This is a genomic window from Amycolatopsis sp. NPDC049253, from assembly GCF_040678995.1.
GTDB lineage: Bacteria > Actinomycetota > Actinomycetes > Mycobacteriales > Pseudonocardiaceae > Amycolatopsis.
Genome location: NZ_JBFAQX010000001.1, coordinates 354,472 through 380,135, shown reverse-complemented (window position 1 = coordinate 380,135; position 25,664 = coordinate 354,472). Strand labels below are relative to the sequence as shown.

The following is a 25,664-nucleotide window of genomic DNA, read 5'->3' as shown; positions in this document are numbered from 1 at the left end:
GAGCTGGGCCTCAGGAAGCTTCCCTCAACTGTTCCAACGCGCTGTACACCGCTTCCCGGCCCAGCTCCACCGCCCGCCGCAGGACGGCGGGGTCGCGTTCCAGCGCTCCGACGGCCGGGGAGCCGGCGGGGGGCCGGATGCTCGCCAGGCGCGGGTCTTCGCGCAGCAGGCGTTCGTCGTCGAGGTCGTGGGCGTACTGCTCGCGCCAGGCGTTGATCGTGCCCGGGGCGTGGCGGCGCAGGAACCGGGGTACGACGACGTCCTGCACCCGCGGCGGCGGGGCGGGCACCTCGTCCGACCGGCGGGTGCGCAGGACCAGCACATCCGTGGCGCCTTGGGCCAGAGCGGTCCGAAAGGGCAGCGGCTCCGCCACGCCGGCGTCGACAAAGCGACGGCCGCCCATCGCGATCGGGGGGCCGGCGAGGACGGGCATGCACGACGAGGCCGCGAGGGCCGTCTTGATGTCGTCGACCTCGGCGATGAACGGGTGCAGGTCGGTGGACTCGCCGGTCTCCGCGTCGGTCGCCAAGGGGTGGAACGTGACGGGGTTGGCGAGGATGGCCGGGAAGTCCATGGGCTCCAGCACCGAATAGACCTGGTGCACGAGGTAGTCCAGGTCGATCACGGACTTGCCGCGCAGGGCTTGGAGCGGGTTGATGATCCGGCGCATCACCGTGGGGTTCCACCAGGTGCGCACGCCCGTCTGGGAGCGTCCGCAGAGCAGCCACGCGGCGTTCAGAGCTCCGGCCGACGAGCCGTAGACGGCGTCGAACGCAGGCGTCGCGCCCATCTCGTCCAGGGCGAGGACCATGCCGCTCGAATACGTGCCGCGGCTGCTGCCCCCTTCGATCGCGAGCACGAGGCGGCGGTCGTCACTCCGCTCCCCCGGCACGCTGCCCGACGCCAGCCGCTCGTTGATCAGTTCCAGAACCGGGTGCACGGTGTCCATCCTGGCCGGTTCACGCCATTCGTCGACCCGATTTGCCCCACCCTGCCGGGTGACCTGCGTTGCACCGGGTTGCACTGCACCTAGTTGCATAGCACCCTGAGCGCCATGGCACTGGAGCACGCGATCCTCGTCTCGCTGTCCGAACGCGCGGGTTCGGGCTACGAGCTCGCCCGCCGCTTCGAGAAGTCCATCGGCCTGTTCTGGAGCGCCACCCACCAGCAGATCTACCGTGTGCTCAAACGGATGGAAGAGGCCGGCTGGGTGGCCGTCGAGACCGTCGCGCAGGACGGGCGGCCGGCCAAGAAGGTGCACACCGTCAGCGAAACCGGGCGCGCCGAGCTGCGGCGGTGGCTCGCGGAGCCCGACGCGTCAGCCGGGCCGCAGGAGCTGGCGGTGAAGCTCCGCGGGGCGTCGTTCGGCGACGAGCAAGCCGTCGCCGAGGAGCTGTCCCGGCATCGCCGAGCCCACGCCGAACGTCTCGACGCCTACCGCCAGATCGAGAAACGCGACTTCCCCTCACCCGCCGGGCTCCACGGCCGCGCGTTGCACCAGTACCTCGTGCTGCGCGGCGGCATCCGGGCCGAAGAAGGCCAGGTCGAGTGGTTCGACGAGGTCCTCACCGCACTGCGAACCAACCCAGCGCCGCCGACCGAGAAGGACGCCCGATGACGCCCTACCCCCACCTGCTCGACCCCCTCGACCTCGGCTTCACGACCCTGCGCAACCGCGTGCTCATGGGCTCGATGCACACCGGCCTCGAAGACCGCGCGGCCCACTTCCCGCAGCTCGCGGAGTACTACGCCGAGCGCGCCCGCGGTGGCGTCGGCCTGATCGTCACGGGCGGGTTCGCGCCGAACCGCACGGGGTGGCTGCTGCCGCTCGCCTCGAAGCTTTCGACCACGGCGGAAGCGAAAGAGCACCGGCAGCTCACCGCGCCCGTGCACGAGGCCGGCGGCAAGATCGCACTGCAGATCCTGCACGCGGGCCGCTACTCCTACCACCCGCTGAGCGTCTCGGCCTCGAGCCGCAAGGCGCCGATCAACCCGTTCCGCCCGCGCGCGCTCACCGGCTACGGCGTCCAGCGGACGATCCGCGCGTTCGCCGACTGCGCCGCGCTCGCCCGCGAGGCCGGGTACGACGGCGTCGAGATCATGGGCTCCGAGGGTTACCTGATCAACCAGTTCCTGGCCGAGCGCACCAACCAGCGCACCGACGGCTGGGGCGGCTCGGCGGAGAAGCGGCGCCGGTTCGCCGTGGAGATCGTGCGGCGCACGCGCGAAAAGGTGGGCCCGGACTTCATCATCATCTACCGGCTCTCGATGCTCGACCTCGTCGCACGGGGGCAGAGCTGGGACGACGTCGTGGCGCTGGCCCGCGACGTCGAAGCCGCCGGCGCGACGATCATCAACACCGGCATCGGCTGGCACGAGGCGCGGGTGCCGACGATCGTGACGTCCGTGCCCCGCGCCGCGTTCACGTGGGTGACCGGGAAGCTCAAGCCGCACGTGTCGATCCCGGTGGTCACCTCGAACCGCATCAACATGCCGCAGGTCGCCGAAGAGGTGCTGGCACGCGGCGACGCGGATCTCGTGTCGCTGGCGCGGCCGTTCCTCGCCGACCCGGCATGGGTGCGCAAGGCGGAGGAAGGCCGCGACGACGAGATCAACACCTGCATCGCGTGCAACCAGGCCTGCCTCGACCACGCGTTCAGCCGCAAACCCGTGTCGTGCCTGGTCAACCCGCGCGCCGGCCACGAGACGACGCTGGTGCTGTCGCCGGCTCGACGCGCGAAGCACGTCGCCGTGGTCGGCGCCGGGCCGGCCGGGCTCGCGGTGGCGACGGCGCTGGGCGAGCGCGGCCACCGCGTCGAGCTGTTCGAGGCGGCCGACGAGATCGGCGGCCAGTTCGGTATCGCGCGGCGGATCCCGGGCAAGGAGGAGTTCGCCGAGACCATCCGCTACTACGCGCGGCGGCTGGAGGTCACGGGCGTGAAGGTGCACCTCGGACGGCGGGCCGCGGCCGAGGATCTGACCGGGTTCGACGAGGTCGTGCTGGCCACGGGCGTCGTGCCGCGGGTGCCGGCGCTCGACGGGATCGACCACCCGAAGGTGGTGTCCTACGTGGACGTCGTGCGGGGCGGTGCCGCGGCCGGGTCGCGGGTCGCGGTGATCGGGGCCGGCGGGATCGGGGTGGACGTGAGCGAGTTCCTCACGTCGTCGACCTTGACCCGCGACGAATGGCTGGCGGAATGGGGTGTCACGGATCCCGCGCTCGCCCCCGGCGGCCTCGGCGTGGCGCGGCCCGAGCCGTCGCCGCGGACCGTCTACCTGCTGCAACGCAAGAAGACGCCGATCGGGGCGGCGCTGGGCAAGACGTCGGGCTGGGTGCACCGGGCGGCGCTGAAGGCGAAGGGCGTGGAGCGGATCTCCGGCGTCACCTACGAGCGCGTGGACGACGCCGGGCTGCACATCACCGTCGACGGGAAGCCTCGGCTGCTGGAGGTGGACACGGTCGTGGTCTGCGCCGGTCAGGAGCCCGTGCGAGACCTGGCGAACGCGCTGGGCTCGACCCCGGTGCACCTCATCGGCGGCGCCGACGTGGCGGCCGAGCTGGACGCGAAACGCGCCATCGACCAGGGCACGCGCCTGGCGGCCACGCTGTAGCCGGGTTGCGGCCACTGGCAGGATGAGGCCCGTGCGAGATGTGTGCGTGATCGGACTCGGGCTCATCGGCGGGTCGCTGCTGCGCGCGAGCGCCGCCGGCGGCAGGACCACGTGGGGCGCCGCGGTGTCCGAAGTGGACGCCGACGCTGCCAGCCGCGCCGGCTACGACGTGACCACCGACGTGGAAGCCGCCCTGCACCGGGCGGAGTCGACCGAGGCGCTGATCGTGCTCGCCGTGCCGCTGCCGGCCGTCGAGAACCTGCTGCGGCTGGTCGCGCAGCACGCGCCGCACTGCGTGCTCACCGACGTGGTGAGCGTCAAGGGCCCGATGCTCGACGCCGTGCGCCGGCGCGCGCCGTACACGCGCTACGTCGGCGGGCACCCGATGGCGGGCACGGCGGAGTCGGGCTGGCTCGCGGGCAACGCTTCGCTGTTCGAGGGCGCGGCGTGGGTGGTCGGCGTCGAGGAGGACACCGACCTCGAGGCGTGGGCCGAGGTGACGCGCCTGGTCCTCGACGTCGGCGCGGTCGCGGTGCCACTGCCCGCCGACTCGCACGACGAGACCGTCGCGCGGATCTCGCACCTGCCCCACCTGTTCGCCGCGATCCTCGCCACCATCGGCGCCCAGGGTGGCCCGCTCGCGATGTCGCTGGCCGCCGGCTCGTACCGCGACGGCACTCGCGTGGCCGGCTCCAGCCCCGAACTGGTGCGCGCCATGACCGAAGGCAACCGTGACGCGCTCCTGCCCATCGTCGACGAGGCCCTCGGCCGCCTCGGCGCCGCCCGCGGCTCTCTCGCCTCCACCGGCGGCCTGGCCGCCACCATCAAGGCCGGCCACGAAGGCGCCCTCGCCTACTCCACCGCCCACGACGCCGCCCGCTCAGGCGTCCGCATCACGCTGTCCGCCCCGGACGCGCGCGAAGCGCTGATCGGCCTCGGCGAACGAGGTGGCCGGATCACCGCGCTGGAGGACGGCGTGGCCATCGGGGAAGTCAACTGACCCAGGGATTTCGCCGGAGTTGCCGGGGGCGTCCGTTGTGTGACGATGAGAGCGTCTCAACACCGGGATTGGGGAGCGAACATGGGCATCAACTTCGACGAGCTCAAGAACAAAGCCACCGAGGCGCTGCGGGACAACAGCGACAAGATCGAGCAGGGCCTCGACAAGGCAGCCGGGTTCGCCAAGTCCAAGACGAGCGGCCACGACTCGCAGATCGACGGTGGCGTCGAGAAGGCCAAGGACTTCCTCGGCAAGCTCGCCGGCACCGGCAAGCCCGACGAGGGGCAGCAGCCTCCGCAGCAGTAGTGGTCGGTCAGGTGCGCCGGTGGTAGGGCAGGAACCGGCGCACCAGCCGCGGCGGGGTGGTTTCCACGAGGTCCGGACCGCGCACCGCGTCGAACGTCGAGCCGAGCTGGTCCACGACGCCGGCGAGCTGCGCGCTGTCCGGCAGGGGCACGGACTCCGGCTCACGCTGCTCGCGCACGGCCGCCGCGAGCTCGGCCAAGGCGTCGGTGACCAGCGCGATCTCCGCGGGTGACGGGGCCGGCACGCCGCGGCCGAGCGTCACGGAGACCTCGGTGACCGCGTCCGCCACGCGTTCGAGCCCGGCGATCACCGGCCACCACGCCACGGCGTGCCGGCCCGCGGGTGAGGGCTCCACGATCACCTGCTGGAACGCCGTGCGCAGGTCCGCGAGCGCGCGGTAGGCTGCGCGGCGCGAGCGCGAACGGGCCAGCCGCGCTTCGGGCGTCGAGTTGAGGACGAGGGCGGCTCGGACGTAGGCCGCGACGGTGTCGAAGCTGTCCGCCAGCCGGCCGCCGACCCGGGGACGGCGGGAGCCGGGCCAGAGCAGGTAGCCGATGAGCAGCACGATCACGCAGCCGGTGACGGTGTCCAGCAACCGCGCGAGGACGACCGACCAGCTGCCCGTCTGGGCGAGGTCCATCTGCAGGATGATCAGCGGCGTCACGAAGGTGCCGAGCATGCCGTAGTTGCGCACCTTCCCGATCGCGGCGCCGCCCGCGAACAGGGCGATCAGCACCACCAGCACCCAGCCGCGCGCGCCGATGGCGAGCACGATGGCGCCGATGCCGACGCCCGCGATCGTGCCCATGCCGCGCAGCACCGCCCGGCCGAAGACCGAGCCGAAGTCGGGTTTCAGCACCACGCCGACCGTGAGCGTGATCCAGTACGAGCGTTCGAACGGCACCAGCAGAGCCACGACCTCGGCCACCGCCACGCACACCGTGAGCCGCAGGGCGACCAGCCACGTCAGCGGGCCCGAGGCGAGCGAGCCGAACCACTCGCGAAGACGCTGGTACGGCGAGGCGGGCGCACGTCGCTGCCGGTCGTCGCCCTTCTCGATACGGGCGAGGCCGGCGTAGAGGGCGGACTCGACCGGATCGAGGTCGTCCTCGGGCATCGGCGGCGGCGCGGGCAGCGGCTGGGTCGCGAGCACGGACGCGGCCGCTCCGGTGAGGTAGTCGATGACCTCGGGCGGCGGCCGGTGCCCGGCGTTGACCATCGCGACGGACGCCTCGACGGCCGGTGTGGTGGCGGAGAGCTGGTTCAGCAGCTGGCGGTACGCGGCGTCGCGGCCCGAGAGCCACGAGCGCGCGGTGAGCAGGCGGTCGTACGCGGTGTTCATGGCCGTGGTGAGCTGGTTGCGGGCGACGCGCGACGTCGGCTCGTCGGTGGCCGACAGCATCGCGGCGAGCTCGATGTAGACCTGCGCGACGGCAGTGCGTTCTGGGCTCGTGCCACGGACCGTCCACGTCACCAGCGCCACGAACAGGCTCCAGGCCGCGCCGAGGCAGAAGTAGCCGAACAGCTCTTCGACCTTCAGGCCCGTCGCGTGCTGCGCCGTGCCGAGCACGCAGAAGACGAACATCTGCAGCGCCGCCACCGACGCGTTGCTGCCGGCCGCGCTGATCAACGCGGAGACGGCCGCGATCACCACGATCGCCGGGATCGACCACGCCGGCATCCCGCCCGTGAGCAGGCCGACGAGGTAGCCGGCGGCGGCCGCGACCGTCGCGCCGCCCAGCCGGCGGGCGCGGTAGCGGTACGGCCCGGCGGCCTCCGACAGCACGACGGGCAGCGCGCCGGTGGAGATCAGGGCGCCCACGCCGATGTCGCCGGCCGCATACGCGACGGCCAGCGGCGTGGCGAGCGCGACGACCGCGCGGGCGACCATGTTCCACGGCACCGGGACCGGTTTCGAGCGGAGGAGCTGGACCAGCCAGTGCGGCGCGGCGAAGTCGGGGCGGCTCACGCACCCATCTTGACCTACGCTGAGCGTCTCAGGTTAATTATCACCCTGTCAACAAGACGGAAGAGGACCGACGATGCCGGGCCGCACGTACTCGTTCGAGGTCAACCGCGTCAGCACGGCGCCGCCGGAAGTCCTGTTCCGCCTGGAAACCGAGGGTCCGCTGTGGTCGACGTGGGGCCGGCCGCTGATCGTGCAGGCGCGCTGGGCGCGGCGGGGTGACGACGATCCCAACGGCGTCGGCGCCGTCCGCGAAGTGGGATTGTGGCCGGTGCTGCTGCGGGAGAAGACGGTGGAGTACGAGCCCGACCGGCGCCACGTCTACACGTTCGACGGCTCCGGGCCGGTGCGTGACTACCGGGCCGAGGTGTTCTTCACCCCCAACGCCGCGGGCGGCACGGACCTGCGCTGGACGGGCTCGTTCACCGAGTCCGTGCCCGGAACCGGAGCTTTCGCCGCCGCCGCGTTGCGCAGCGCGATCCGGATCCTTTCGGCACAACTGGTCAAAGCGGCCGACTCCGGGCGCTGACCCGGGTGCGCTGGGCCACAGCGGTTCAACTCCGGGCGCGGCCTCGACGTCTCCCTTCGTGTGAAGCGCGTGACGAAGCTGAGTGCCGTGGTGGCCGGGTTGTTCGTGGTGGCGGCTTGTTCCGCGCCGGCACCGGTCGTCGCGCCGCCTCCCAGCCAGGCGAACCCCGCGGCCGGCGCCGCGCACCCGGCGCCTCCCTCCGGGCCGTACCCGTTCGGCACGGTGCAACAGAAAGCTCCCGCCATCGCCGACGGCAAGGTCGGCGTGGTCCGCCGGATCACCACCACCAAGCCGTACGTGTTCATCACCATGGACGACGGCGCCGTCAAGGACCCCTCGGCGCCCGGCCTGATCCAGCAGTCCGGCGGGCATCCCGTGCTCTTCCTGAACCAGCGCTACGTCAAGGGCCACGAGGCCTACTTCAAGTCCATTTTGGACTCGACAGGTGCGACGCTGGGCGACCACACCGTCGACCACCCGAACCTCAAGGGCAAACCGCTGGCCTACCAGCAGAAGGAGATCTGCGACGACGCCGACGACTTCCAGCACGAGCTCGGCGTGCGCCCCGTGCTGTTCCGTCCGCCGTTCGGCAACTACGACCAGAACACCCTGCACGCCGCCCAGCTCTGCGGCATGCGGGTCGCCGTGCTGTGGTCCGCCGCGGTGAACGACGGCCACGTCCAGTTCCAGGTCGGCGACAAGCTCCGCCCCGGCGACATCGTGCTGATGCACTTCCGCAAGACGTTCAAGGAAGACTACGAAGCTTTTCTGGCGCAGGCGAAAAAGGACGGCCTGACGCCGGTGCCGCTGGCCGACTTCCTGGCCTAGTTCTTCAGCCCGCACCGAGGCAGACGAACGGCCGCCGCAGCGGGTCCACGGCGATGGCCTCCGCCAGAGCCAGCGCGGGTGGCACGCCGTCGGCCAGCCGCCGGTGCAGGTCGGTCATCGTGTCCGCCGCCGCGCGGTCGCCGACGCGCGCGACGGCGCCGATGACCGTGCGGGAGCCGCTGGCCAGCAACGTGCCGGCGAAGCCGAGGGCTTCTTCGCCCGGGCGGATGTGGCTCATGGCCAGTTCGCAGGCCGCGAGGACGACGCGTTCGGGCGGGTTCACCAGGCGTGAAGTCTCGTGGGCGAACAGCGGGCCGTCGACGAGTTCGAGTCGGGAGAACAACGCGTTGGCCGGCTCGTGGGCACCGTGGGCGACGAGGTGGGCCAGACGTGTCCCGTCGAGGGCGGCGAGGACGGCGGAGCTGGTCGCGCCGGACCCGTCGACGAGACGGGCGTCCGGGTAGACCGAGCGGAGCTTGCTCACCTCACCGACCGCGCCGGGCACGCCGGGACCGCCGGCGAGCAGCACGGCATCGGCGTCCGTGGCGCGTTTGGCGGTGATCCACGCGGTGGCCGACGGCGCGATGGACACCGCGTGGCCACGCAGCGACGGCAGCGCACCCCACGGCATCGCGTACAGCTGCCCGATCGGGACGATCACGAGCTCGCGGTCGTCGAGCGTCTTGACCAGCGACGCGGAGATCAGCGCGTCGAGCTTGTCCGCGCGCCGGACGGCGGACGCCGCCACCGTCTCGGCGAGCATCGGGGGCAGGTGGTCGGGCGCCAGCGCGTCGAGGTCGGCGTGCAGCTGCTTCGCCGTCTCCACGATGTCCTGGTACGGCCCGAGCTTCAGCAGCCGGAACGACCCGCGGTCGACGACCACCGAGTACAGCTGCCCGTTGTAGGGCACCAGGCTCACGAGCACGCGGTCGCCGAGCTGCGCCACGACCTCGTCCGGCGTGGCGACCGGCCGCGGCCGGCCCCACGGGCTCGTGTACCAGCCGAGCCGGCTCGCTTCCTGCTGCAGCGCGGAATACCGCTGCTCCAGCGCCTTCACGGGCTCGCCCTCGGCCCGGGCGCGCTGGATCGTGCGCTGCAGGTGCCGCATCTCCGTGATGTGGTTCGACAGCACGGGATCTTCGATCACGGGCAGCGGCTCGTAGCGGTAGACCTGCGCGCGCGTGCGTTCGAGCCACGCGAACATCCGGCGCGCACCGGCGGCGTTGTTGCGGGCGCGGCGCAGCACGAGCTGCATCGCGAGCCGGCCGAGCTCTTCGCCGTGCACGGCGGTGCCGCACACCAGGTCGAGCCCACCCATGCGGTCGCGGATCATGCCCAGCTCACGAAGGCCGGCGCGAGCCTGCGCGAGTGCGGAACGCGGCCGATCCGTCGCCACGGCCAGCTCGGCCCGGCACAGCCGGAACAGCATCCGGTGGTCGATCGGCGCCGTCTCGCGTGGCTTCGGCACGCGGGCCAGCACCTCCGCCGCCTGGTCGATCTCCTTGCGCCGCAACAGGAGCCGCACGGCGAGCAGGCGCGCGACGGCCGCCTCGTCGCGCACCCCCAGCTCGGCGAGGCGTTCGGCCAGCGCCACGAGTTCGGCGGGCGGCCGCGGCGTCGACCGGGCGGCGCGTGTGCTGAGGATCTTGTGGGCGTCGGCGCGCAGCCGCGCGAGGTCGGCGATCTCGGCCCACCTCGTGTTGCCGCGGCGCAGGAACCGGCGCCGCGCGGCGGACGCGAACTTGCGTGCCAGCGCGAAGTCGCCTTCCAGCAACGCGGCGGCGGCACGGGCGACTTCGGCTTCGGCGATGTGCTGGCCCGACCCGTTGGCCCGCAGTTGAGGCAGCGCTTCGTCGAGGTGGCGCGCGGCTTCCTCGCCGAGCCCCGCCGTGAGCAGCGCACGGGCCTGGTCGAGCCGCACGACGAGCAGCGACCCCGGGCTGACGCTGCCGAACAGCCGAGCGGCCGCCTCGTAGTTCCGCAGCGCCTCGGGCACGTCGCCCACGAGCTGCGCGTGGTCGCCGAGGTTCTGCCGGATCTTCGCCTCGAGCAACGTGTGGCCGTGCTCCACGGCGAGCGTGAGCGCGCGGCTCAGGTCCGCGTGGGCGGCGTCCGGCTTGTTCATCGCCATGTGGACGAGGGCGCGGTTGTTCAGCGTGCGCACCAGCAGCAGGAAGCCGTCGTCCACTTCGGACTCGATAGACGGCAGCACCAGGTCGTACAACGCCAGCGCGTCGGCGAACCGGCCCGCGCGCATGACCACGACCGCGCGCTGCAGGCTGACGATCAGCCGCAACGAACCGCGCACCGGCCCCTGCGGAAGCCGCAGCCGCACGGTTTCCGCGGTCTCGAGGTGCGCCAGGCCCGCCTCGGTCGACGTGACCTCCGCTTCGGCCGCGGCCAGGCTGATGAGCACCCTGGTGCGCAGCTCGAGGACGTCGGGCGCCGGTTCGGGCGCGCGAGCGAGCCGGTTGAGCGCCTGCCTGAACAGCCGCGTCGCCGTGGTCGGCCGCTGATCGGCGGCCGCGGCGCGACCGCGGGTGTAGAAATCAGCCGTCGCCGCGATCACTCGATCGAGGGCTGACGACTGCTCAGGCACGCGCTCTATCTGAGCACACTCCCGCGACACGTCGTAACGCCCGTCCGGGTTCTAGAGCACGACCGTGGGAGTCACGACAGTCCGCCGGTGCGGCCCCTCACCGAGGTGCACCAGGATCTGCGTGGTCCCGCACGGCACGTTCTCGAGCACGAACCGGCCGCCCTCGTCGGCGACGGTGGAGAACGTGCCCTCGTCGGCCACGCGCATCTCCACCTCGTACTCGCCGGCGGGCGCGAGCCAGCCGTCGATGCGGTGCAGCTTGCCGATCCGGGTGAGGTTGATCATCACCGTCAGGTCGCTGACGGTGAACGTGATCGTGCCCGTGGCCGTGCTGCGGACGCCGGCGAGCTCGCCGGCACGCTCCCACCGCGCGACCTCGACGTCGAGGTTCTCCAGTTCGAGCGCGAATTGGACCCGCTGCACCAGATCGTCCGGCGGCGGGTCCAGTTCGTCGAGGAAACGGCCCAGGTCGGCCAGCAGCGTCTCGTCGTCAGGCAGAGCGCTGCCACTTCCCGGCGCGCCGATGTCGTTCATCGGCCACCCCCTTCTCCTGCGAGGAGATCGCGCATCGTGTCGAGGCAACGACCCCTGGTGGGTCCGATGCTGCCGCGCGGCATCCGCATCGCTTCGGCCACCGCCTGGTATTCGGCGCGGCCGGCGAGAACGGTGAGACGAAGCAGCTCCTGGCAGCGGCTGGGCAGCCGGACGAAGGCGCGCCAGACCCGTCGGTCGTTGTCGGCGCGAACGGCTTCGTCCTCGGGCGCGGGGTGGGTGCTTTCAAGGCTCTCGGCGACCTCGTCGCTCAACGGAACCGGCTGGACGCGGCGCCCGTACGGGTGGGCTGCTTCGCGTCTCGTCGTGGTGATCAGCCAGGCGGCCAGCGCGCGCGGATCGCGCAGCTTCTCCAGCTGGCTGAACAGAGCGAGCCACACGGTCTGCACGACGTCCTCGGCGACCTGGCGGTTCAGCCCGTTCGCGCGCGCGACGTGCCAGACGAGCGGCGTCAGCTCGTCGACGAGCTTCGCCATCGCCCGCCGGTCACCGGCCCGCGCCGCCTCCATGCAGGCAGCGTGCAGGTCGACGCCGGTCAGGCCTTCCCATGGCGGGTCTACCTCGGTGGTTTGCACGTCGGTCACCGTATCTGCCTCGCTCGCGAGGCGCGTTGCGTTCGGCGGCGGTGTCGTGGGTCTGTCTCGGGGGCCTTCTTGGGGAAGGAGCAGGCAGGAAGGGCTGGGATACATCGGGTCACTTACTCGGGTGGTGGGCCGGTGTGGTGGGTCGGCGTGGTGGGTCGTTGGTGCGGTGGTGCTGTGGGTCGGTCCTGCGGCGGTGCTGTGTCGCGGTGCTGTGTGTCAGTGGATCGGTCGGGTTCTCGGTGGTCCGTTCGTGCTTTCCGACCTGGTGGGTCGGTGCACGGTTACCTCGTCTCGGTGAGCCGGCCTGGTGCGCCGATTCACTTCCCCGCGGTCTGGTCGTTCGTGACCCGACCTGGCGGGTCGGTCCACGGCCATCCCCCTCGGAGCGCCGACCCGGCGGGCCGGGCCACGTCCCCCTGGTCCAGCCGTCCATGACCCGACCTGGTTAGTCGGTCCCACGGCCATCCCCCCTCGGAGCGCCGACCCGGCGGGCCGGGCCACGTCCCCCTGGTCCAGCCGTCCATGACCCGACCTGGCGGGTCGGTCCTCGGTCGTCCGGTCTCGGCGGGCCGGCCTGGTGCGCCCGCCCTTGTCCTTCTGGTCCGCGGTGGCGGGCCAGAAGGACGAGGGCCGAGGTGGGCCTCCGCCCGGTTGGTCACCCGATCCGGTGCGTGGCACCGGCCCGGCGACGGCAACCGCCCCCATCCCTCCGTGGGCCGGTCTGGTGGACCGGCCCTGGCCGGCGTCGGCGTTCGTGGCAGGCCGGCTCCCCCGTGCGCCGGCCCGGCGGCGCGACTTCGTGCACCGACCGGCGCGGGCGTGCACCCGCACCGGCCGGCGCTCCCCTCCCTCTGCTCCGGGTCCACTCCCCATCGGACCCGACCGGGCGGCCCCTCCCCCGAACCCGCCCGGCAGACGGCGTCCGGCAGCCCCCTCGGCCCCCGGGCGCCGCCCGTCTCGCTACTTCGCGGTAGCCGGGTCGTCGTACGGGTCGTGGGCACCGTCGGGCTGCGTGGTGGTGCCGCCGCCGTGGGGCGGCGTGCCGACCGGGACCGGCGGAACGGTGGTCGGCGTGTTCTCTTCGCTGGATTCGGCAGGCATCTGGGTCTCCCTTTTTCCCTCGGCTGCCCCATAGGACGCAACAAGGGTCCACCCAGATACACGGAGCGCAAAGATTTCTGGGAACTTTTCGTCTCCGCTGGTCAGATGGGCTGGCGCGGCTCCCTCGGATGCGCATCGACCGTGACCCCCGGTAGGGCCGCGGCGACCGCCTCGGCCACCGCGGGCGCCAACACCGCGGCCCAGTCGCGGTACCCGACCGGCCCCGGGTGGAAGCGGTCCTCGGCGAACGTGCCCTCGTGCAGCAGGCCGGGCATCATCGCTGAGTACGTGACGCCCGGCAGCCGTGCGAGCTCGGCCGCCGCCGTGTCCAGCGCCGTCGAGCGCGCGGACAGCGCGTCGCGCAGCGGCCGCGGCAACGACGGGAAGCTCGCCATCGGCGGCACCCCGGCCAGGACCACCGGCACCGGCCCCAGCCGTTGCCTCACGTCGACGACCACCCCGAGCAGGTCACGCCGGAACCGGGCGGCCGAGTGCAGCTCGAGGGTGTCGTTCACCCCCAGCGCGACCACCAGGACGTCAGCCGGCGCCAGCCGCGCGACCAGCGAACTCCGGACCACCGCGGCCGTGGCCCCCGTCAAGCCGACCGCCTGCCAGTGCACCCGCAGACCTCGGCGCGCGAGCTCGTTCGCGAGCTGCCCGGTGAGACCGTCGGCGTGCGCGGCCACCCCGACGCCGTCCACGGTGGACTCCCCGAGCACGGCGAGCCGGACCACCGGGCCGTCGCCGGTGACGCCCTCGGCGGGGCCGCCGGCGCCGGGCAGGCGCGGGGTGCCGCGGCGGACGCGCAGCGCTTGCACCGCGAGGACCGGGGCCAGCGCGGCGAACAGGAAGAACCGGAGAAGAGCCATGCCACCGACCTTAAACACGATCACCGACGGTTCCCGCCCCCGAAGCCGAGTTGTCCACAGGCAGACCGAGTTGTGGACAACTGCCCCTCATCCGCGCGCGATCCCGACGATTTCCCCGATCAGCGCCGTATCCTCCGCCGTGTCGAGCAGGAACGTCGCGACATCCGCGCGCGAAATGCTGAAGCCTCCCCGCAAAGCGCCTCGCGTACTCGACCGCACGCGGCCCGTGGCCGGACCGTCGGTGAGCCGAGGCGGACACACGATCGTCCACCGCAGCTCGCTGGCCCGGATCGCCGACTCCATCACGCGCAGATCGTCGAAACCGTTGCGCAGCACCGCACCCAGGATGGGCTTGACGACGAACCGCGTGAACGCGCCGTCCCCCTCGGTCGGCAGGCCCATCGCGCTCACCGCCACGAACCGCGTGTCCCCCGCCGCCGCGATCACGGCCCGCGCGCCGTCGGCGTTCACTGTGGTCGGACGCCGGTCGCGCGCCCCGAGCGCCAGCACGATCGCGTCGCGCCCCTGCAACGACTCGGCCAGCGAAGGGTCCTCGAGCGCGTGCACCGCGACGTCCAGCCGCGGCTGGCTGGCGACGGGCAACCGCTCGGGTGAGCGGACCACGGCCGTCACGTGCCAGCCCCGCGCCAGCGCCTCCCGCACGGCCAGCGTGCCGATCCGCCCGCTCGCGCCGAGAACGGTGATCTTCATGGCGACTCCTCCTCGAACCCGGGGGTGAGTGTTTACTCACCAGGTAGGGTGAGTGAACACTCACCACGCTGAGAACGTCCTCAGGGAGCACCGTTGGGAAGCCGTCAGGACCTCGTCGCCGCAGCCGCCAAGGTCATGCGCGAGCAGGGCTACGCGCACGCGACGACGAAGGCCATCGCGCAGGCCGCAGGGTATTCGGAAGCCTTGCTGTACAAGCATTTCCGCGACAAGACGGCGTTGTTCCTCGCCGTGCTGAGCGAGGAGCTGCCCGCCCTGGGCGCCACTGCCGAGCGCCTCACGCGCCACGCCGCCGACGCGTCGCTGGAGGAGAACCTGACCGAGCTCGCCGCCACGGCGCTCGAGTTCTACCGCGCGAGCTTCCCGATCTCCGTCTCGATCTTCTCGTCGCGCGACCTGCTACGCACCCACCGCGCCGCGCTCGACACCGGACACGGCCCCGACCAGCCGATCGTCTTCGTGGAGACGTACCTGCGGGCGGAAGCCGAGCTCGGCCGCATTCCCGCCCACACCGACCTCGACGCGGCCGCGCGCCTGCTGCTCGGGGCGTGTTTCCAGCAGGCCTTCCTGGACTCCTTCGAAGACACCGACAGCGGCACCGCCGTTGCCGCCCGCCTGGCGAAGACCCTGGTCGCCGCGCTCCGGTGAACCGTCAGGCCTCGGCGGCCCGCCGCTTCGCCCGCTCCTCGTGCCACCGGTCGTAGAGGTTCGTGATCTCTTTCAGCGCGAACGACAGGAAGTCCTGCATCTCCGCCAGCCGCTTGCCCGCCGGCGTGTCCGCGCCCAGCGCGTCGATGCCTTCCTCGGCCGCGTCGCGCCACATGATCAGGAACCGGTCGCGCTTGAGGAACGTGGCGTACCAGAGGTCGTCGTACAGCCGGTAGTGGTCACGGCGCTCACCCGGCTCGCGGACCTTCGTCACGAGCCCCACCTGCTCCAGGTACCGCACGGCACCGGAAACAGCCGCGGGGCTCACCGACAGCTGCGACGCCAGATCGGCGGCCGTGAGCTGACCTTCGTCGGTCGTCATCAGGGCCGCGAAGACGCGGGCGGCCATGCGCTGCATCCCGATCTGCGACAGCACGAGGCCCAGGCTCTCGACGTACCGGCGGACGGCGTCCTCGTCTCGCTGCGTCGTCATCCGTCCATCCTCTCGCACGACCAGGCCATGATCACTATATCCAGACATTTTCTTAACTTCACAACTTCGTGAAACGAGTGTAGCTTCCGGAACATGGGAAACGCCATCTCGATCTCCGGCCTCCACAAGTCCTTCGGCCGGACAAAGGCCCTCGACGGCCTCGATCTCCAGGTTCCCGTGGGGGAAGTCCACGGCTTTCTCGGCCCGAACGGCGCCGGGAAGTCCACCACCGTCCGGGTTCTGCTCGGGCTGCTGCACGCCGACGCCGGCCAGGTGAGGCTGCTCGACGGCGATCCGTGGCGCGACGCGGCGAGCCTGCACCACCGCCTCGCCTACGTGCCCGGCGACGTCAACCTCTGGCCCAATCTCTCGGGTGGCGAGGTGATCGACCTGCTCGGACGCCTGCGCGGCGGGCTCGACCAGCGCCGGCGCAAGGACCTCATCGAGCGGTTCGACCTCGACCCGCGCAAGAAAGGCCGCACGTACTCCAAGGGCAACCGGCAGAAGGTCGCCATCGTGGCCGCCCTCGCGTCCACTGTGGACCTGCTGATCCTGGACGAGCCGACCTCGGGCCTCGACCCGCTGATGGAGTCGGTGTTCCAGGAGTGCATTCAGTCCGAACGCGCGCAGGGCCGCACCGTGCTGCTGTCGAGCCACATCCTCGCGGAGGTGGAAGCCTTGTGCGACAAGGTGAGCATCATCCGCAACGGCCGCACCGTCGAGTCCGGCACACTCGCCGAGCTGCGCCACCTCACCCGCACGTCGATCACCGCGGAGCTGGCCGGCCCACCCAACGGCCTGGCCAAGCTCGCCGACGTCCACGACCTCGAGGTGACCGGCAACCGCGTGCGCTTCGACGTGGAGACGCGCTCGCTCGACGACGCGTTGCGCCAGCTCACGCAGGTCGGCGTGCGCAGCCTGGTGAGCCAGCCGCCGACATTGGAGGAGCTCTTCCTGCGCCACTACACCGAGAGGGCCGGGAAATGACCGCGACCCTCACGAGGGCGCCGGCCACGAACACGGCGCTCGTCGGCACCTGGCACCTCACGCGGCTGGCGCTGCGGCGCGACCGCGTGATCCTGCCGATCTGGATCGTGCTGCTCAGCATCGTCCCGGCCGCCACGGTGTCGAGCTACGACCAGTTCTACCCCGACGCCGCCAGCCGAGCGGCGCTGACCGCAGGCGCCGCGGCGAACCCGTCGTTCTCCCTGCTCTACGGCCCGGCCTTCGACCTCACGACGGCGGGCGGCTTCATCGCGTGGCGCATGGGCGGGTTCCTCGCGCTGCTCATCGGGCTGATGGCCGTCTTCACGGTCACGCGCCACACGCGCGCCGAGGAGGACTCGGGTCGCGCGGAGCTGCTCGCGTCCACTGTGGTCGGTCGCTACGCGGCGCTGACGGCCGCCGTCCTCGTTTCCGGCGCGGCGAGTGTGCTGATCGGCGTGATCCAGGTCGGCACGATGATCGGCGCGAAGCTGCCGGCCGACGGCGCGCTGGCCTTCGGCGCGGGCACGGCGTCGGCGGGCCTGGTGTTCACGGGCGTCGCGGCGGTGGCCGTGCAGCTCGCCGAGTACTCGCGCACGGCCAACGGCATCGGCACCGCGGTGATCGGCGTCGCCTTCCTGCTGCGCGGCGCGGGTGATTCGACGTCCGACGCCCGCTGGCTCTCCTGGCTCTCACCGATCGGCTGGTCGCAGCAGGTGCGTCCGTTCGCGGGCGAACGCTGGTGGGTGCTGCTGCTGCCCGTCGCCGCGACGCTGGTGCTCGGCGTCGCCGGCTACGTCCTCCTGCCGCGACGCGACGTCGGCACCGGCCTGGTGCCGCCCCGTCCGGGACCGCCGGGAGCGAAGGGTTCGCTGCGCACACCGTTCGCGCTGGCGTGGCGGCTGCAACGCGGCCCCCTGCTCGGCTGGGTCATCGGCTTCGCCGTCGGCGGCGCACTGTTCGGCTCCATCGCGAGCGGCATCTCCGGCCTCGTCGGCGACACCGAGCAGACGCGCCAGATCTTCGAGCGCCTCGGCGGTTCCGATGCGATCGTCGACGCGTTCCTCGCCACGATGGTGAGCCTGTTCGCCATGCTCAGCGCGCTGTACGGCGTGCAGGCGACGCTGCGGATGCGCACCGAGGAGACAGGGGTGCGCTTCGAACCGATCCTCGCCACCCGCGTAGGCCGGCTGCGCCTGGCGGCGAGCCACCTCGTGTTCGCGTACGTCGGGACGGCGCTGCTGGTGCTCGTCGGCGGGGTGCTGCTGGGGATTTCGCACGGGCTGCGCTCGGGGGACGTCGGCGGTGCCGTGGCCGACATGCTGGCCGCCGTGCTGGTGCAAGTACCGGCGACGTGGGTGATCGTCTCGGTGTGCACGCTGCTGTTCGGCCTCTTGCCGCGCTTCACGGGTTTGGCCTGGGCCGCCGGTGCGCTGGGGCTGCTGATCAGCCTGTTCGGGCCGGTGGTGAACGCGCCGCAGGCGGTGCTGGACGTTTCGCCGTTCCAGCACCCGCCGAAGCTCCCGGGCGCCGCGTTCACGGCGACGCCGATCGGGTGGCTGCTGGTGGTCGCGGTGGTGTGCCTGGTGGCCGGGCTCTTCGGCTGGCGCCGGCGGGACGTGGGTTAGCGAACGGTCCCGTCGGGCCCCACGATCAGGCGGACCTGGACACCTGGTTCGCCGCACTGGCCGGCCGGTGGTGCCTGGGGGTGGACGGTCGTTCGCCGGGGTGCGCCGCCGTCGAACACGAGCTCGACGTCCACGGGCGCGGCGGGCAGTCCGGGGAGCTCGGCGAACCCGTACCGCCCGCCGGTCGGCACGGCGGACGCCGCGCAGGCGGTGGGGGTGCAGGTGGTGGGGCCGGAGGTGGTTGTCTGCCGGAGCTCCACCTCGCGCCGGGTACAGCGGGCGGCCCAGCACGCGGTCACGTCGGCTCGGCTGAACTGCCCGGCCGGCACGTCGATGGCCAGCCCGGCGGGTGCGGCGATCGCCGGGCACATCAGCGGCGGTGCGCTGCAGCCGGTGAGGCCGAGCAGGAGGACGGCGACGGCCAGGAGTCTTCGCACGTCAGCCAGACGGGCCACGACGGCCCGCTGGTTGCATCACCACTCGGATGAAGCGACGTTGGGCGCGATGGCCGACGTCGGCCCGAGCGACGTCGGCGACCCCGACCCGGACCCCGACACCGACCCCGACACCGGAGCGGGCGGCTCGCGGGTCACGGAGACCGTCGAGGTCGTCGTGCTCGGTAGCGGCGCGGGCTCGGACTGCGATCGCGTGACGGTCACCGGGGGTTGCGGCTGGCCCGTCACCGTCACCGTGACCGGTTGCGCGGGTGGCGGCGACGACGGAACGGACGAATCGGCCGGACGGGTCGGTGAGTTGCCGGCCACGAGGAGTGCCGCCACGAGCAGGCCGACGGCAAAGCCGGCCAGCCCCGTAATGACGACAGAACCCCAGGTCGGAGCCGTGTTGGACAAACCGGCACCTCCCTCGCCGAGCCGACGCGCGGGTACGAGGAGTAGTCGCGTTGATCTTATGCCCCGTTACAGACGGTGCAAGTTGAGCCGAATAAACTCAAGTTTATTGCCGAACTCGAAGCACCTCTGCCAAGGTGGCTCCCGTGGCGAACGAGGGGGTGGCCACCCGCCGCGGTGGCCTGCTGCGGACGAGGGACTTCCGGCGGCTGTGGCTCGCCGACGCGCTGAGCCAGGTGGGCAGCCGCATCGACTTTCTGGCCGTGCCGCTGCTGGCGACAACCGTGTTGTCGGCTTCAGTGGTCGAGGTGTCGCTGCTGCGGACGCTTGCGACGCTGCCCTACCTGGTGCTCGGGCTGCAGGTCGGCGCGTGGTGCGACCGGATCCGGCAGCGGCCGGTGCTGGTGGCCGCCGACCTGGGCCGGGTGGTGCTGATCGGGTCGATCCCGGTGGCGGCGGTGGCGCAGGTGCTCACGCTTTGGCAGCTCTTCGCGGTCGTACTGCTCGCCGGCGTGCTCGGGGTGTTCTTCGAAGTCGCGCACCAGACGTACGTGCCGCACCTGGTAGCGCGCGCCGATCTGCCCGAGGCCAACGCCAGGCTGCAGACGAACGCTTCCGTCGCCGCGGTCGCGGGGCCGAGCCTGGCCGGCGTGGTGATCCAGTACCTCGGCTACGCGGGCGCGATGGCCGCCGACGCCGCGTCCTACCTGTGGTCGGCCCTGTGGCTGCGCCGCATCGAAACGCCGGACGCGCCCGGCGAACGGTCCGGCCGCAGCCTCCGCCACGAGATCACCGAAGGCCTGAAAGCCGTGCTCGGTGACGGGATCGTCCGGGCCATCACGCTCCACGGCACCGTCTCGAGCCTGTTCCAGTCGATGTTCATGGCCATCAGCGTCGTGTTCCTCAGCCGCGACCTCGGGCTCTCGCCGGTCGCGATCGGGGTGCTCAGCACGGTTTCCCTCACCGGAGCGCTGGTCGCCGGCGCAATCGCGCGGCCGCTCGCGGCGAGAATCGGGGCGGCGCGGGCGCTGAACGCCGCGGCCGTCGTCTACGGGGGCTCGTTCCTGCTCTACGCGTTCACCACCCCCGGCTGGGGCTTGGCCTGGTACGTCGCCGGTGGGTTCGGCGCGGGGTTCGGGATCATCCTCATCAACGTCTACGCCGTGAGCTTCCGCCAGGCCGTCACGCCGAGACGGCTGCTGGGCCGCGTGACGTCGGTGTCGACGACGTTGATCCGTGGCATGGCGCCCCTCGGCAGCCTGGCCGGCGGCGTGCTCACCGAGGTGACGTCGATGCGCACCACGCTCTACGTCGTCGGCGCCGGACTGGTGCTGTCGACGGCGATCCTGCTGGCGTCGCCGCTGCGGAAGCTCAGGAACCTGCCCCAGTGACCGTGCGAAGGCCGTCGAGCAAAACGCGGACGAGGTGGTGGCTGCCGGGCGAATACCGCTCCACCGCCAGGGCGCCGACGATCAGCGCACGCAGGTCGTCGCCGTCGAGGTCGGTGCGGACCGCACCCGCCGCCTGTGCGCGTTCGAGCAGGGCGGAGAGGTTCGCGCGGAACTCCGTGCCGATCTCCGCCTTGTCCGTGGAGCCCGTGGTGGCGCCCAGTGCTTCGCAGATCGCGCGGTTGAGGGAGGCCTGCTTGATCACGCGCGCAAAGTAGTCGTAGAACGCCGCACCCGGGTCTTCGGCGTCGGCGAGCTCGCGCGCCTCGGCCGCGAACTGCTCCAGACGCTCCAGCACCACCGCCTGGAAAAGCGCTTCTTTGCTGGGGAAATGCCGGTAGACGGTGCCCGCCCCGACGCCCGCGAGCCGCGCGATGTCATCGAGTGGCACGGACAGTCCGTCGGCCGCGAAGGCCTCCTCGGCGGCAGCCAGCACCCGGGCCCGGTTCCGGCGCGCGTCGGCGCGCAGCACTGGCTTGTCCACGGGCGTCCTCCTCGATCTCGTTGACAACCGGAACGCTCACTCCGTATCGTGGCAACCGGGTGCACCGTTCCGATTGAACCTCATTCTTCCTTGGAGAAGTCCTGATGAGCCCAACCGTGTCCGAAATCTCGCAGCTCTTCGCCCGCAGCATGCGGGCGCTCGACCCCGCGCCGCTCGCCGACGTCTTCGCCGCCGAAGCCGTGTACGAACTCCCCTTCCAGGGCCACCGCGTCGATGGCCGCGAAGCGATCCTGGCAACACTCGCCGACAGCGCCGTCCGCGCCCGCGCGCTCGGGCTGGACTCCGTGCGGGTCGGCATCCGCGAGCTGGCCGACGGGTTCGTGGCCGAGCTCACCGTCGAGGGCCGCAACCCGCACACCGGTGAGGGCTACGGGTTTCCGTCGTCGGTCGGGCTTGCGACCGTCCACAATGGAGAGATCACGGCGTACCGCGATTTCCCCAACACCGCGGCGGCACGCACCATGACCGGTGCCGCGACCGTGTTCCGGCAGTTCCTGGACGCGTCCGTGGAGAACCGCTGGGACGACCTCGCCGACCTCTACGCCGAGGACGTCGTGCTGGAAATGCCCTTCACTCCGGCCGGAGTGCCGCGGCTGACCCACGGGCGCGAGGAGCTGCGTCGCCGGTTCCGCGCCGCGGGCTCGGTGCGCCACATGACCAAGGCGGACAACGTCGTCGTGCACGAAACCACCGACCCGTCCGTGCTCGTCACGGAGTTCGACCTCCACGGCGAGTTGGGCGGCGAAGCGTTCGTCTCGTCGTACGTGATGGTGCTGACCATCCGAGACGGCAAGATCGCCCACACGCGGGATTACACCGACACCGCCGCGGCGGCGAAGCGGATCACTGCGTTGCGGTCTGCGCCGCCGGCGGACTGAACAGCCGCTCCGCCGTCGACGTGGTCCAACCCCACACGCCGGGCACCAGAAGCACCCCCACGACCACGAAAATCGGGAACACCAACCGCGTCTCCACCTTCTTGCCCGTCCGCAGCCGGAAGATCTTCGGTGGCCGGATCTCGTACCAGGTCTCGCCCGCGATGGGGAGCGGGAAGAGGAACGGGCAGCCCGACTCGGTGAGCGAGTCGCCGAGGCAGTGGACGAAACAGCCTGCCGCCACGGCGATCCCGAGCCAGCCCGAGATCTGCTGCAGCTGCGCGGCGTGGTCGGGCGGCGCGGTGAGGTACCACCACAGGATCGCGCCGATGATGACCGGCAACAGCCAGTCACCCAGAGCGCCTTCCGCGAGCAGCAGGCCGAAGAGCATCACGCCGAACACGGCCCACGGTCCGCCGGCAGAGGCCCCCCACGAAGCGAGCGCACCCAGGCCCGCGGCGAAGAGCACGGTGTGCGACAGGTGGCGGTGCTTGCCGGTCACCTTCTCGTCGCGGGGGCCCTTCGTCAGGGCGTACACGGCCGACGAAACGCGACGCAGGAGCCACGACAGCGCGCCCGTCAGCCAGCCGAGGAGACGGGACGCGCTGGCGCCGGGGTGGTCGAGGTCGGGGAGCAACGCGAAGCCGGCCGTGGTGGCGGCGAAAACCACCGCCTGGTGCACGGAACCGGCGCCGACCGCGGGCGCGAGGGCGAGGCCCGCGCACCAGCCGGTCAGGGCGTGGGTGCGCCCCATCATCGTGGATCTCCCCCAGGTCGCGAGCGGAATTCAGGTCCGCGCGACCGTATCGGGGATCAGGCGGGCGGTTCCTCCGACACGCTCAGGTGTTCGGCCACTCCCGTGAGCTCGATGACACGGCTCACGGCCGAGCTGGGGACCACCGCGAGCTCGACGTCCTGCTCACGGGCCTGCCGCTGGGCGTGCAGGACCACGTTCAACGCCGAGGAGTCGAAGAAGGTCACCCCGGTCAGGTCGGCCACCACGCGCTGCGAGCTCTTGTCCGCGATCAACCCGGCAAGGGCTTCCTGCAGCTGCGGGCTGGTGAGCAGGTCGAGCTCACCGTTGACCACCACCCGCGGCTCGGCGGCCTCGGTGTCCAGCGTGATGCCGAACCCGGGAGGGGTGGCATTCTGGTCGGCTGCGGGCATGCAGTTTCTCCTCGTCAGGCGCTGCTGCTGCGCCGGTACGCGCCTGTATCTCAAGCGGCAACCGTTCACGGTTCCAGGCATCTGGAAAGTCCAACCCTAACCCAGTGGGTGACTGCCGCCGCGTCGGCCGCCACTGTCCCGGACAACGGCGCGGGCGGGCAAGAGCCGGACGGCGGCACGGTCATTCCGGCGAACGGCCGCGCGCACAGCGACCCGCGTGCCGGTGGGGCACGCGGGGGCGGGTTTTGGGCTGGGTCAGGCGGACAGCGGGTCGCGCTTGGCGGCGCGGCGTTCCCGCATGAACAGCTCACGGCGCTCGATCTCGCCGAGGCCGCCCCAGATGCCGTACGGCTCCTGTACCGTCATGGCGTGCTTGCGGCACTGCGCCAGTACGGGGCAGGTCTGGCAGATCGCCTTGGCTCGCGACTCACGACGCTCGCGTGCGGACCCACGCTCGTTGTCGGTGTGGAAGAACAGGCTGCTGTCCGCGCCACGGCAGGAACCTTGCAGCTGCCACTCCCACTCCTCGGCGACCACGTTGGGCAGCCGGCTCACGTCAGCCATCTCGTCCCCACCTTTCCCGGGATCAGCACTTCGACCGCTACATGCCCGCCGGTCGCGCGAATCAAACCCGGGTTTGGTTTGCTCACACCCCGGGCATGAGCAGACCGGGCAGCACAGGACACGGCCGAGTGAGCCGGAGAGAGGACCGCACGTGGAGGACAACGCCCCGCTCGATCGGGAGGACGCCCAGCTCATCGAGGTGCGGACGGCGGCCATCCCGCACGTGGTGCCCACGCTGCGCACGATCGTCGCGGACATCGCGATGCGCCAGGACTTCGACCTCGACGCGGTGGAAGACCTGCGGATGGCGGTGGACGAGGCGTGCTCGATGCTCCTGCCGTCCTCGGCCGACGGCAAGCTGACCTGCGTCTTCTCCTGGATCGAGGGGCGCATCGAGGTGACCGTTTCGGTGGTCGCCGACACCCCGGACCACGGTGACGACACCGGTCTGTCCTGGCAGCTGCTCACGGCGCTGGCCACGTCGGCGCGACGCACAGTGACCCCGGCCGACGGCCGGTACCTCTCCCGGGTGCAGCTCGTCCGGGAGAGTGAGGTGGCGCACCCGTGACCACCCCCGCCGAAGGCGGCGAGACCGATGTGGCGTCGCTGTTCGACGAGCTGGCCCAGCTACCGGAAGGCTCCCCGCGCCGCGAGGAGATCCGGGACAGACTCGTGCGCGAGCACCTGGAGCTCGCCCGCAACCTCGCGCGGAAGTTCCGCAACCGCGACGAGGCTATGGACGACCTGGTGCAGATCGCGACGGTCGGCCTGATCCACGCCGTCGACCGCTACGACCCGACGCAGGGCACCGACTTCCTGGCGTTCGCCGTCCCCACCATTTCGGGTGAACTGCGTCACCACTTCAGGGACAACAGCTGGTCGGTGCGGGTGCCGCGGCGGCTGAAGGAGCTCAACGCGTCCATCTCCGCCGCGCGCGAGGAGCTCACCGTGCGGCTCTCGCGCGCGCCGCGCCCGAGTGAGATCGCCCAGCACCTCGGCGTGCCGATGGAGGACGTCTACGAGGGCCTGCGCGCCGGCCAGGGCCGCTACGGCGCTTCGCTGGACAACCTGCTGGAGAACTCCGCGCACACGCGCTTCGGCGCGCCCGACGCGAACTTGAGCCAGGCGGAGCTGCGCGAGGCGCTGCGGCCCATGCTGGAGAGCCTGCCGGAGCGGGAGCGCAAGATCGTCGCGCTGCGGTTCGGGTCGGGGATGAGCCAGTCGGACATCGCGCGCCGCGTGGGCGTTTCGCAGATGCAGGTTTCGCGCCTGCTCGCGTCGACGCTCAAGAAACTGCGCACGGGACTGGTCGAGACGGACATCACCGAGGGCACCTGATTCGGGGTCCCCCCGCTTGGGTAGTAAGCCGGTGCGAGTAACGGACAGGTCGGGAGGTGTGGAAGCCATGACGACGTCGAAGATGCCGACGCGAGGCACCACGACACCCGCCACCGTGCGTCTGGCGCTCCCGGACGACGTCACCGCGCCCGCGATCGCCCGCCACGCTGTCCGCGCCGCGCTCGAAGAGCTGGCCGTGGACGACCAATGGCGGGACGACGTATTGCTGGCGACGTCCGAGCTGGTGACCAACGCGTTCGAGCACGGTGAGCGGCCGGATCGGCTGGAGCTGCGGCTGTCGGAGGGGCGGCTGGTGGTCTGCGTGTTCGACGCCGGCCAGGAGGTGCCGCGCCTCAAGGAGCCGTCACCGGAGGCGGCGCGCAGCCGGGGGCTGCAGCTGGTCCACGTGCTGTCGCAGGAGTGGGGTTACGAGCCGTGCGCGGGCGGGAAGTACGTCTGGGCAGCGTTCGCGGTGGGACCGGTCGCGTGAG

At 71.7% G+C, this 25,664-nt stretch carries 29 protein-coding genes; 14 read left to right on the top strand and 15 right to left on the bottom strand.

Annotated elements, in window-relative coordinates; translation table 11 throughout:
- Positions 1–10: 10 nt before the first annotated feature.
- Positions 11–949 (bottom strand): patatin family protein, encoded by a 939-nt coding sequence (locus tag AB0K15_RS01960; RefSeq protein ID WP_364044375.1) that lies wholly within the window; start codon positions 947–949, stop codon positions 11–13.
- A 105-nt stretch (positions 950–1,054) separates the two neighbouring features.
- On the opposite strand from AB0K15_RS01960, the gene AB0K15_RS01955 reads away from it, so the two are divergent.
- The 4 genes from AB0K15_RS01955 (at position 1,055) to AB0K15_RS01940 (ending at position 4,918) form a co-directional block, all read left to right on the top strand.
- Positions 1,055–1,618 carry a PadR family transcriptional regulator gene (locus AB0K15_RS01955; RefSeq protein ID WP_364044372.1) on the top strand — a complete coding sequence of 188 codons (564 nt, stop codon included), beginning with the start codon at positions 1,055–1,057 and terminating at the stop codon, positions 1,616–1,618.
- Entirely contained in the window at positions 1,615–3,612 is a 1,998-nt protein-coding gene (locus AB0K15_RS01950) for an NADPH-dependent 2,4-dienoyl-CoA reductase (protein WP_364044369.1), read from the top strand. Before AB0K15_RS01955 ends, AB0K15_RS01950 begins: the two co-directional genes overlap by 4 nt.
- A gap of 22 nt (positions 3,613–3,634) precedes the next feature.
- A complete protein-coding gene (locus tag AB0K15_RS01945; protein ID WP_364044366.1) occupies positions 3,635–4,612 on the top strand; it encodes a prephenate dehydrogenase in 978 nt (325 codons plus the stop codon).
- Between the two features lie 81 nt (positions 4,613–4,693).
- Positions 4,694–4,918, top strand: a complete 225-nt coding sequence (locus AB0K15_RS01940) for an antitoxin (RefSeq protein WP_364044363.1) — start codon at positions 4,694–4,696, stop codon at positions 4,916–4,918.
- A 7-nt stretch (positions 4,919–4,925) separates the two neighbouring features.
- On the opposite strand, the gene AB0K15_RS01935 is transcribed toward AB0K15_RS01940, so the two are convergent.
- Positions 4,926–6,887, bottom strand: coding sequence for an FUSC family protein (locus tag AB0K15_RS01935; RefSeq protein ID WP_364044360.1), 1,962 nt, complete (start codon positions 6,885–6,887; stop codon positions 4,926–4,928).
- A gap of 73 nt (positions 6,888–6,960) precedes the next feature.
- Here AB0K15_RS01935 and AB0K15_RS01930 point away from each other — a divergent pair, with 73 nt between their 5' ends.
- Complete coding sequence (locus tag AB0K15_RS01930; protein ID WP_364044357.1) at positions 6,961–7,413, top strand: SRPBCC family protein; 453 nt, start codon at positions 6,961–6,963, stop codon at positions 7,411–7,413.
- Between the two features lie 69 nt (positions 7,414–7,482).
- Positions 7,483–8,241, top strand: a complete 759-nt coding sequence (locus AB0K15_RS01925) for a polysaccharide deacetylase family protein (protein ID WP_364044354.1) — start codon at positions 7,483–7,485, stop codon at positions 8,239–8,241.
- Between the two features lie 4 nt (positions 8,242–8,245).
- On the opposite strand, the gene AB0K15_RS01920 is transcribed toward AB0K15_RS01925, so the two are convergent.
- The 6 genes from AB0K15_RS01920 to AB0K15_RS01895 all read right to left on the bottom strand — a co-directional run bounded on the left by AB0K15_RS01920 (position 8,246) and on the right by AB0K15_RS01895 (position 14,657).
- The gene (locus AB0K15_RS01920; RefSeq protein ID WP_364045344.1) at positions 8,246–10,732 is read right to left on the bottom strand and encodes a CHAT domain-containing protein; all 2,487 of its coding nucleotides are present in this window, start codon (positions 10,730–10,732) and stop codon (positions 8,246–8,248) included.
- 159 nt (positions 10,733–10,891) lie between these two features.
- Positions 10,892–11,374: a carboxypeptidase regulatory-like domain-containing protein gene (locus AB0K15_RS01915; protein ID WP_364044351.1), complete on the bottom strand. Its 483-nt coding sequence runs from the start codon at positions 11,372–11,374 to the stop codon at positions 10,892–10,894.
- Positions 11,371–11,976, bottom strand: a complete 606-nt coding sequence (locus tag AB0K15_RS01910) for a sigma-70 family RNA polymerase sigma factor (protein WP_364044348.1) — start codon at positions 11,974–11,976, stop codon at positions 11,371–11,373. The genes AB0K15_RS01915 and AB0K15_RS01910 overlap by 4 nt, the downstream gene beginning before the upstream one ends.
- A gap of 960 nt (positions 11,977–12,936) precedes the next feature.
- Positions 12,937–13,077: a hypothetical protein gene (locus AB0K15_RS01905; protein WP_364044345.1), complete on the bottom strand. Its 141-nt coding sequence runs from the start codon at positions 13,075–13,077 to the stop codon at positions 12,937–12,939.
- Between the two features lie 101 nt (positions 13,078–13,178).
- The gene (locus AB0K15_RS01900) at positions 13,179–13,946 is read right to left on the bottom strand and encodes an SGNH/GDSL hydrolase family protein (protein WP_364044342.1); all 768 of its coding nucleotides are present in this window, start codon (positions 13,944–13,946) and stop codon (positions 13,179–13,181) included.
- Between the two features lie 87 nt (positions 13,947–14,033).
- Positions 14,034–14,657, bottom strand: coding sequence for an NAD(P)H-binding protein (locus tag AB0K15_RS01895; RefSeq protein ID WP_364044339.1), 624 nt, complete (start codon positions 14,655–14,657; stop codon positions 14,034–14,036).
- Positions 14,658–14,750: 93 nt separating this feature from the next.
- On the opposite strand from AB0K15_RS01895, the gene AB0K15_RS01890 reads away from it, so the two are divergent.
- Positions 14,751–15,323: a helix-turn-helix domain-containing protein gene (locus AB0K15_RS01890; protein WP_364044337.1), complete on the top strand. Its 573-nt coding sequence runs from the start codon at positions 14,751–14,753 to the stop codon at positions 15,321–15,323.
- A 4-nt stretch (positions 15,324–15,327) separates the two neighbouring features.
- On the opposite strand, the gene AB0K15_RS01885 is transcribed toward AB0K15_RS01890, so the two are convergent.
- Positions 15,328–15,816 (bottom strand): MarR family transcriptional regulator, encoded by a 489-nt coding sequence (locus tag AB0K15_RS01885; protein ID WP_354872906.1) that lies wholly within the window; start codon positions 15,814–15,816, stop codon positions 15,328–15,330.
- Between the two features lie 93 nt (positions 15,817–15,909).
- Between AB0K15_RS01885 and AB0K15_RS01880 the strand changes: the two genes are divergently transcribed.
- Both AB0K15_RS01880 and AB0K15_RS01875 read left to right on the top strand, forming a co-directional pair.
- Positions 15,910–16,803 carry an ABC transporter ATP-binding protein gene (locus tag AB0K15_RS01880; protein ID WP_364044334.1) on the top strand — a complete coding sequence of 298 codons (894 nt, stop codon included), beginning with the start codon at positions 15,910–15,912 and terminating at the stop codon, positions 16,801–16,803.
- A complete protein-coding gene (locus AB0K15_RS01875; protein ID WP_364044331.1) occupies positions 16,800–18,428 on the top strand; it encodes an ABC transporter permease in 1,629 nt (542 codons plus the stop codon). The genes AB0K15_RS01880 and AB0K15_RS01875 overlap by 4 nt, the downstream gene beginning before the upstream one ends.
- Here AB0K15_RS01875 and AB0K15_RS01870 read toward each other — a convergent pair.
- Together AB0K15_RS01870 and AB0K15_RS01865 are read right to left on the bottom strand one after the other, a co-directional pair.
- The gene (locus tag AB0K15_RS01870; protein ID WP_364044328.1) at positions 18,425–18,865 is read right to left on the bottom strand and encodes a hypothetical protein; all 441 of its coding nucleotides are present in this window, start codon (positions 18,863–18,865) and stop codon (positions 18,425–18,427) included. The two genes, AB0K15_RS01875 and AB0K15_RS01870, sit on opposite strands and share 4 nt — an antisense overlap.
- 36 nt (positions 18,866–18,901) lie before the next feature.
- On the bottom strand, positions 18,902–19,279 hold the full coding sequence (locus AB0K15_RS01865) for a hypothetical protein (RefSeq protein ID WP_364044325.1): 378 nt from the start codon (positions 19,277–19,279) through the stop codon (positions 18,902–18,904).
- Between the two features lie 143 nt (positions 19,280–19,422).
- On the opposite strand from AB0K15_RS01865, the gene AB0K15_RS01860 reads away from it, so the two are divergent.
- Positions 19,423–20,667 carry an MFS transporter gene (locus tag AB0K15_RS01860; RefSeq protein WP_364044322.1) on the top strand — a complete coding sequence of 415 codons (1,245 nt, stop codon included), beginning with the start codon at positions 19,423–19,425 and terminating at the stop codon, positions 20,665–20,667.
- Here AB0K15_RS01860 and AB0K15_RS01855 read toward each other — a convergent pair.
- Complete coding sequence (locus AB0K15_RS01855) at positions 20,648–21,208, bottom strand: TetR/AcrR family transcriptional regulator (RefSeq protein ID WP_364044319.1); 561 nt, start codon at positions 21,206–21,208, stop codon at positions 20,648–20,650. The two genes, AB0K15_RS01860 and AB0K15_RS01855, sit on opposite strands and share 20 nt — an antisense overlap.
- Before the next feature lie 104 nt (positions 21,209–21,312).
- Between AB0K15_RS01855 and AB0K15_RS01850 the strand changes: the two genes are divergently transcribed.
- Positions 21,313–22,107, top strand: a complete 795-nt coding sequence (locus AB0K15_RS01850) for a nuclear transport factor 2 family protein (protein ID WP_364044316.1) — start codon at positions 21,313–21,315, stop codon at positions 22,105–22,107.
- Here the strand turns inward: AB0K15_RS01850 and AB0K15_RS01845 are convergent.
- The 3 genes from AB0K15_RS01845 to AB0K15_RS01835 form a co-directional block, all read right to left on the bottom strand.
- Entirely contained in the window at positions 22,073–22,858 is a 786-nt protein-coding gene (locus tag AB0K15_RS01845) for a metal-dependent hydrolase (RefSeq protein WP_364044314.1), read from the bottom strand. The genes AB0K15_RS01850 and AB0K15_RS01845 overlap by 35 nt on opposite strands.
- Before the next feature lie 59 nt (positions 22,859–22,917).
- Positions 22,918–23,271 (bottom strand): STAS domain-containing protein, encoded by a 354-nt coding sequence (locus AB0K15_RS01840; protein ID WP_220245742.1) that lies wholly within the window; start codon positions 23,269–23,271, stop codon positions 22,918–22,920.
- A 255-nt stretch (positions 23,272–23,526) separates the two neighbouring features.
- A complete protein-coding gene (locus AB0K15_RS01835) occupies positions 23,527–23,835 on the bottom strand; it encodes a WhiB family transcriptional regulator (RefSeq protein WP_326567734.1) in 309 nt (102 codons plus the stop codon).
- A 151-nt stretch (positions 23,836–23,986) separates the two neighbouring features.
- Here AB0K15_RS01835 and AB0K15_RS01830 point away from each other — a divergent pair, with 151 nt between their 5' ends.
- From AB0K15_RS01830 to AB0K15_RS01820, 3 genes are all read left to right on the top strand, one after another.
- On the top strand, positions 23,987–24,403 hold the full coding sequence (locus AB0K15_RS01830) for an anti-sigma factor (RefSeq protein WP_364044310.1): 417 nt from the start codon (positions 23,987–23,989) through the stop codon (positions 24,401–24,403).
- Positions 24,400–25,173: a SigB/SigF/SigG family RNA polymerase sigma factor gene (locus AB0K15_RS01825; protein WP_364044307.1), complete on the top strand. Its 774-nt coding sequence runs from the start codon at positions 24,400–24,402 to the stop codon at positions 25,171–25,173. Before AB0K15_RS01830 ends, AB0K15_RS01825 begins: the two co-directional genes overlap by 4 nt.
- A 67-nt stretch (positions 25,174–25,240) precedes the next feature.
- Complete coding sequence (locus tag AB0K15_RS01820; RefSeq protein WP_364044304.1) at positions 25,241–25,663, top strand: ATP-binding protein; 423 nt, start codon at positions 25,241–25,243, stop codon at positions 25,661–25,663.
- Position 25,664: the final 1 nt, after the last annotated feature.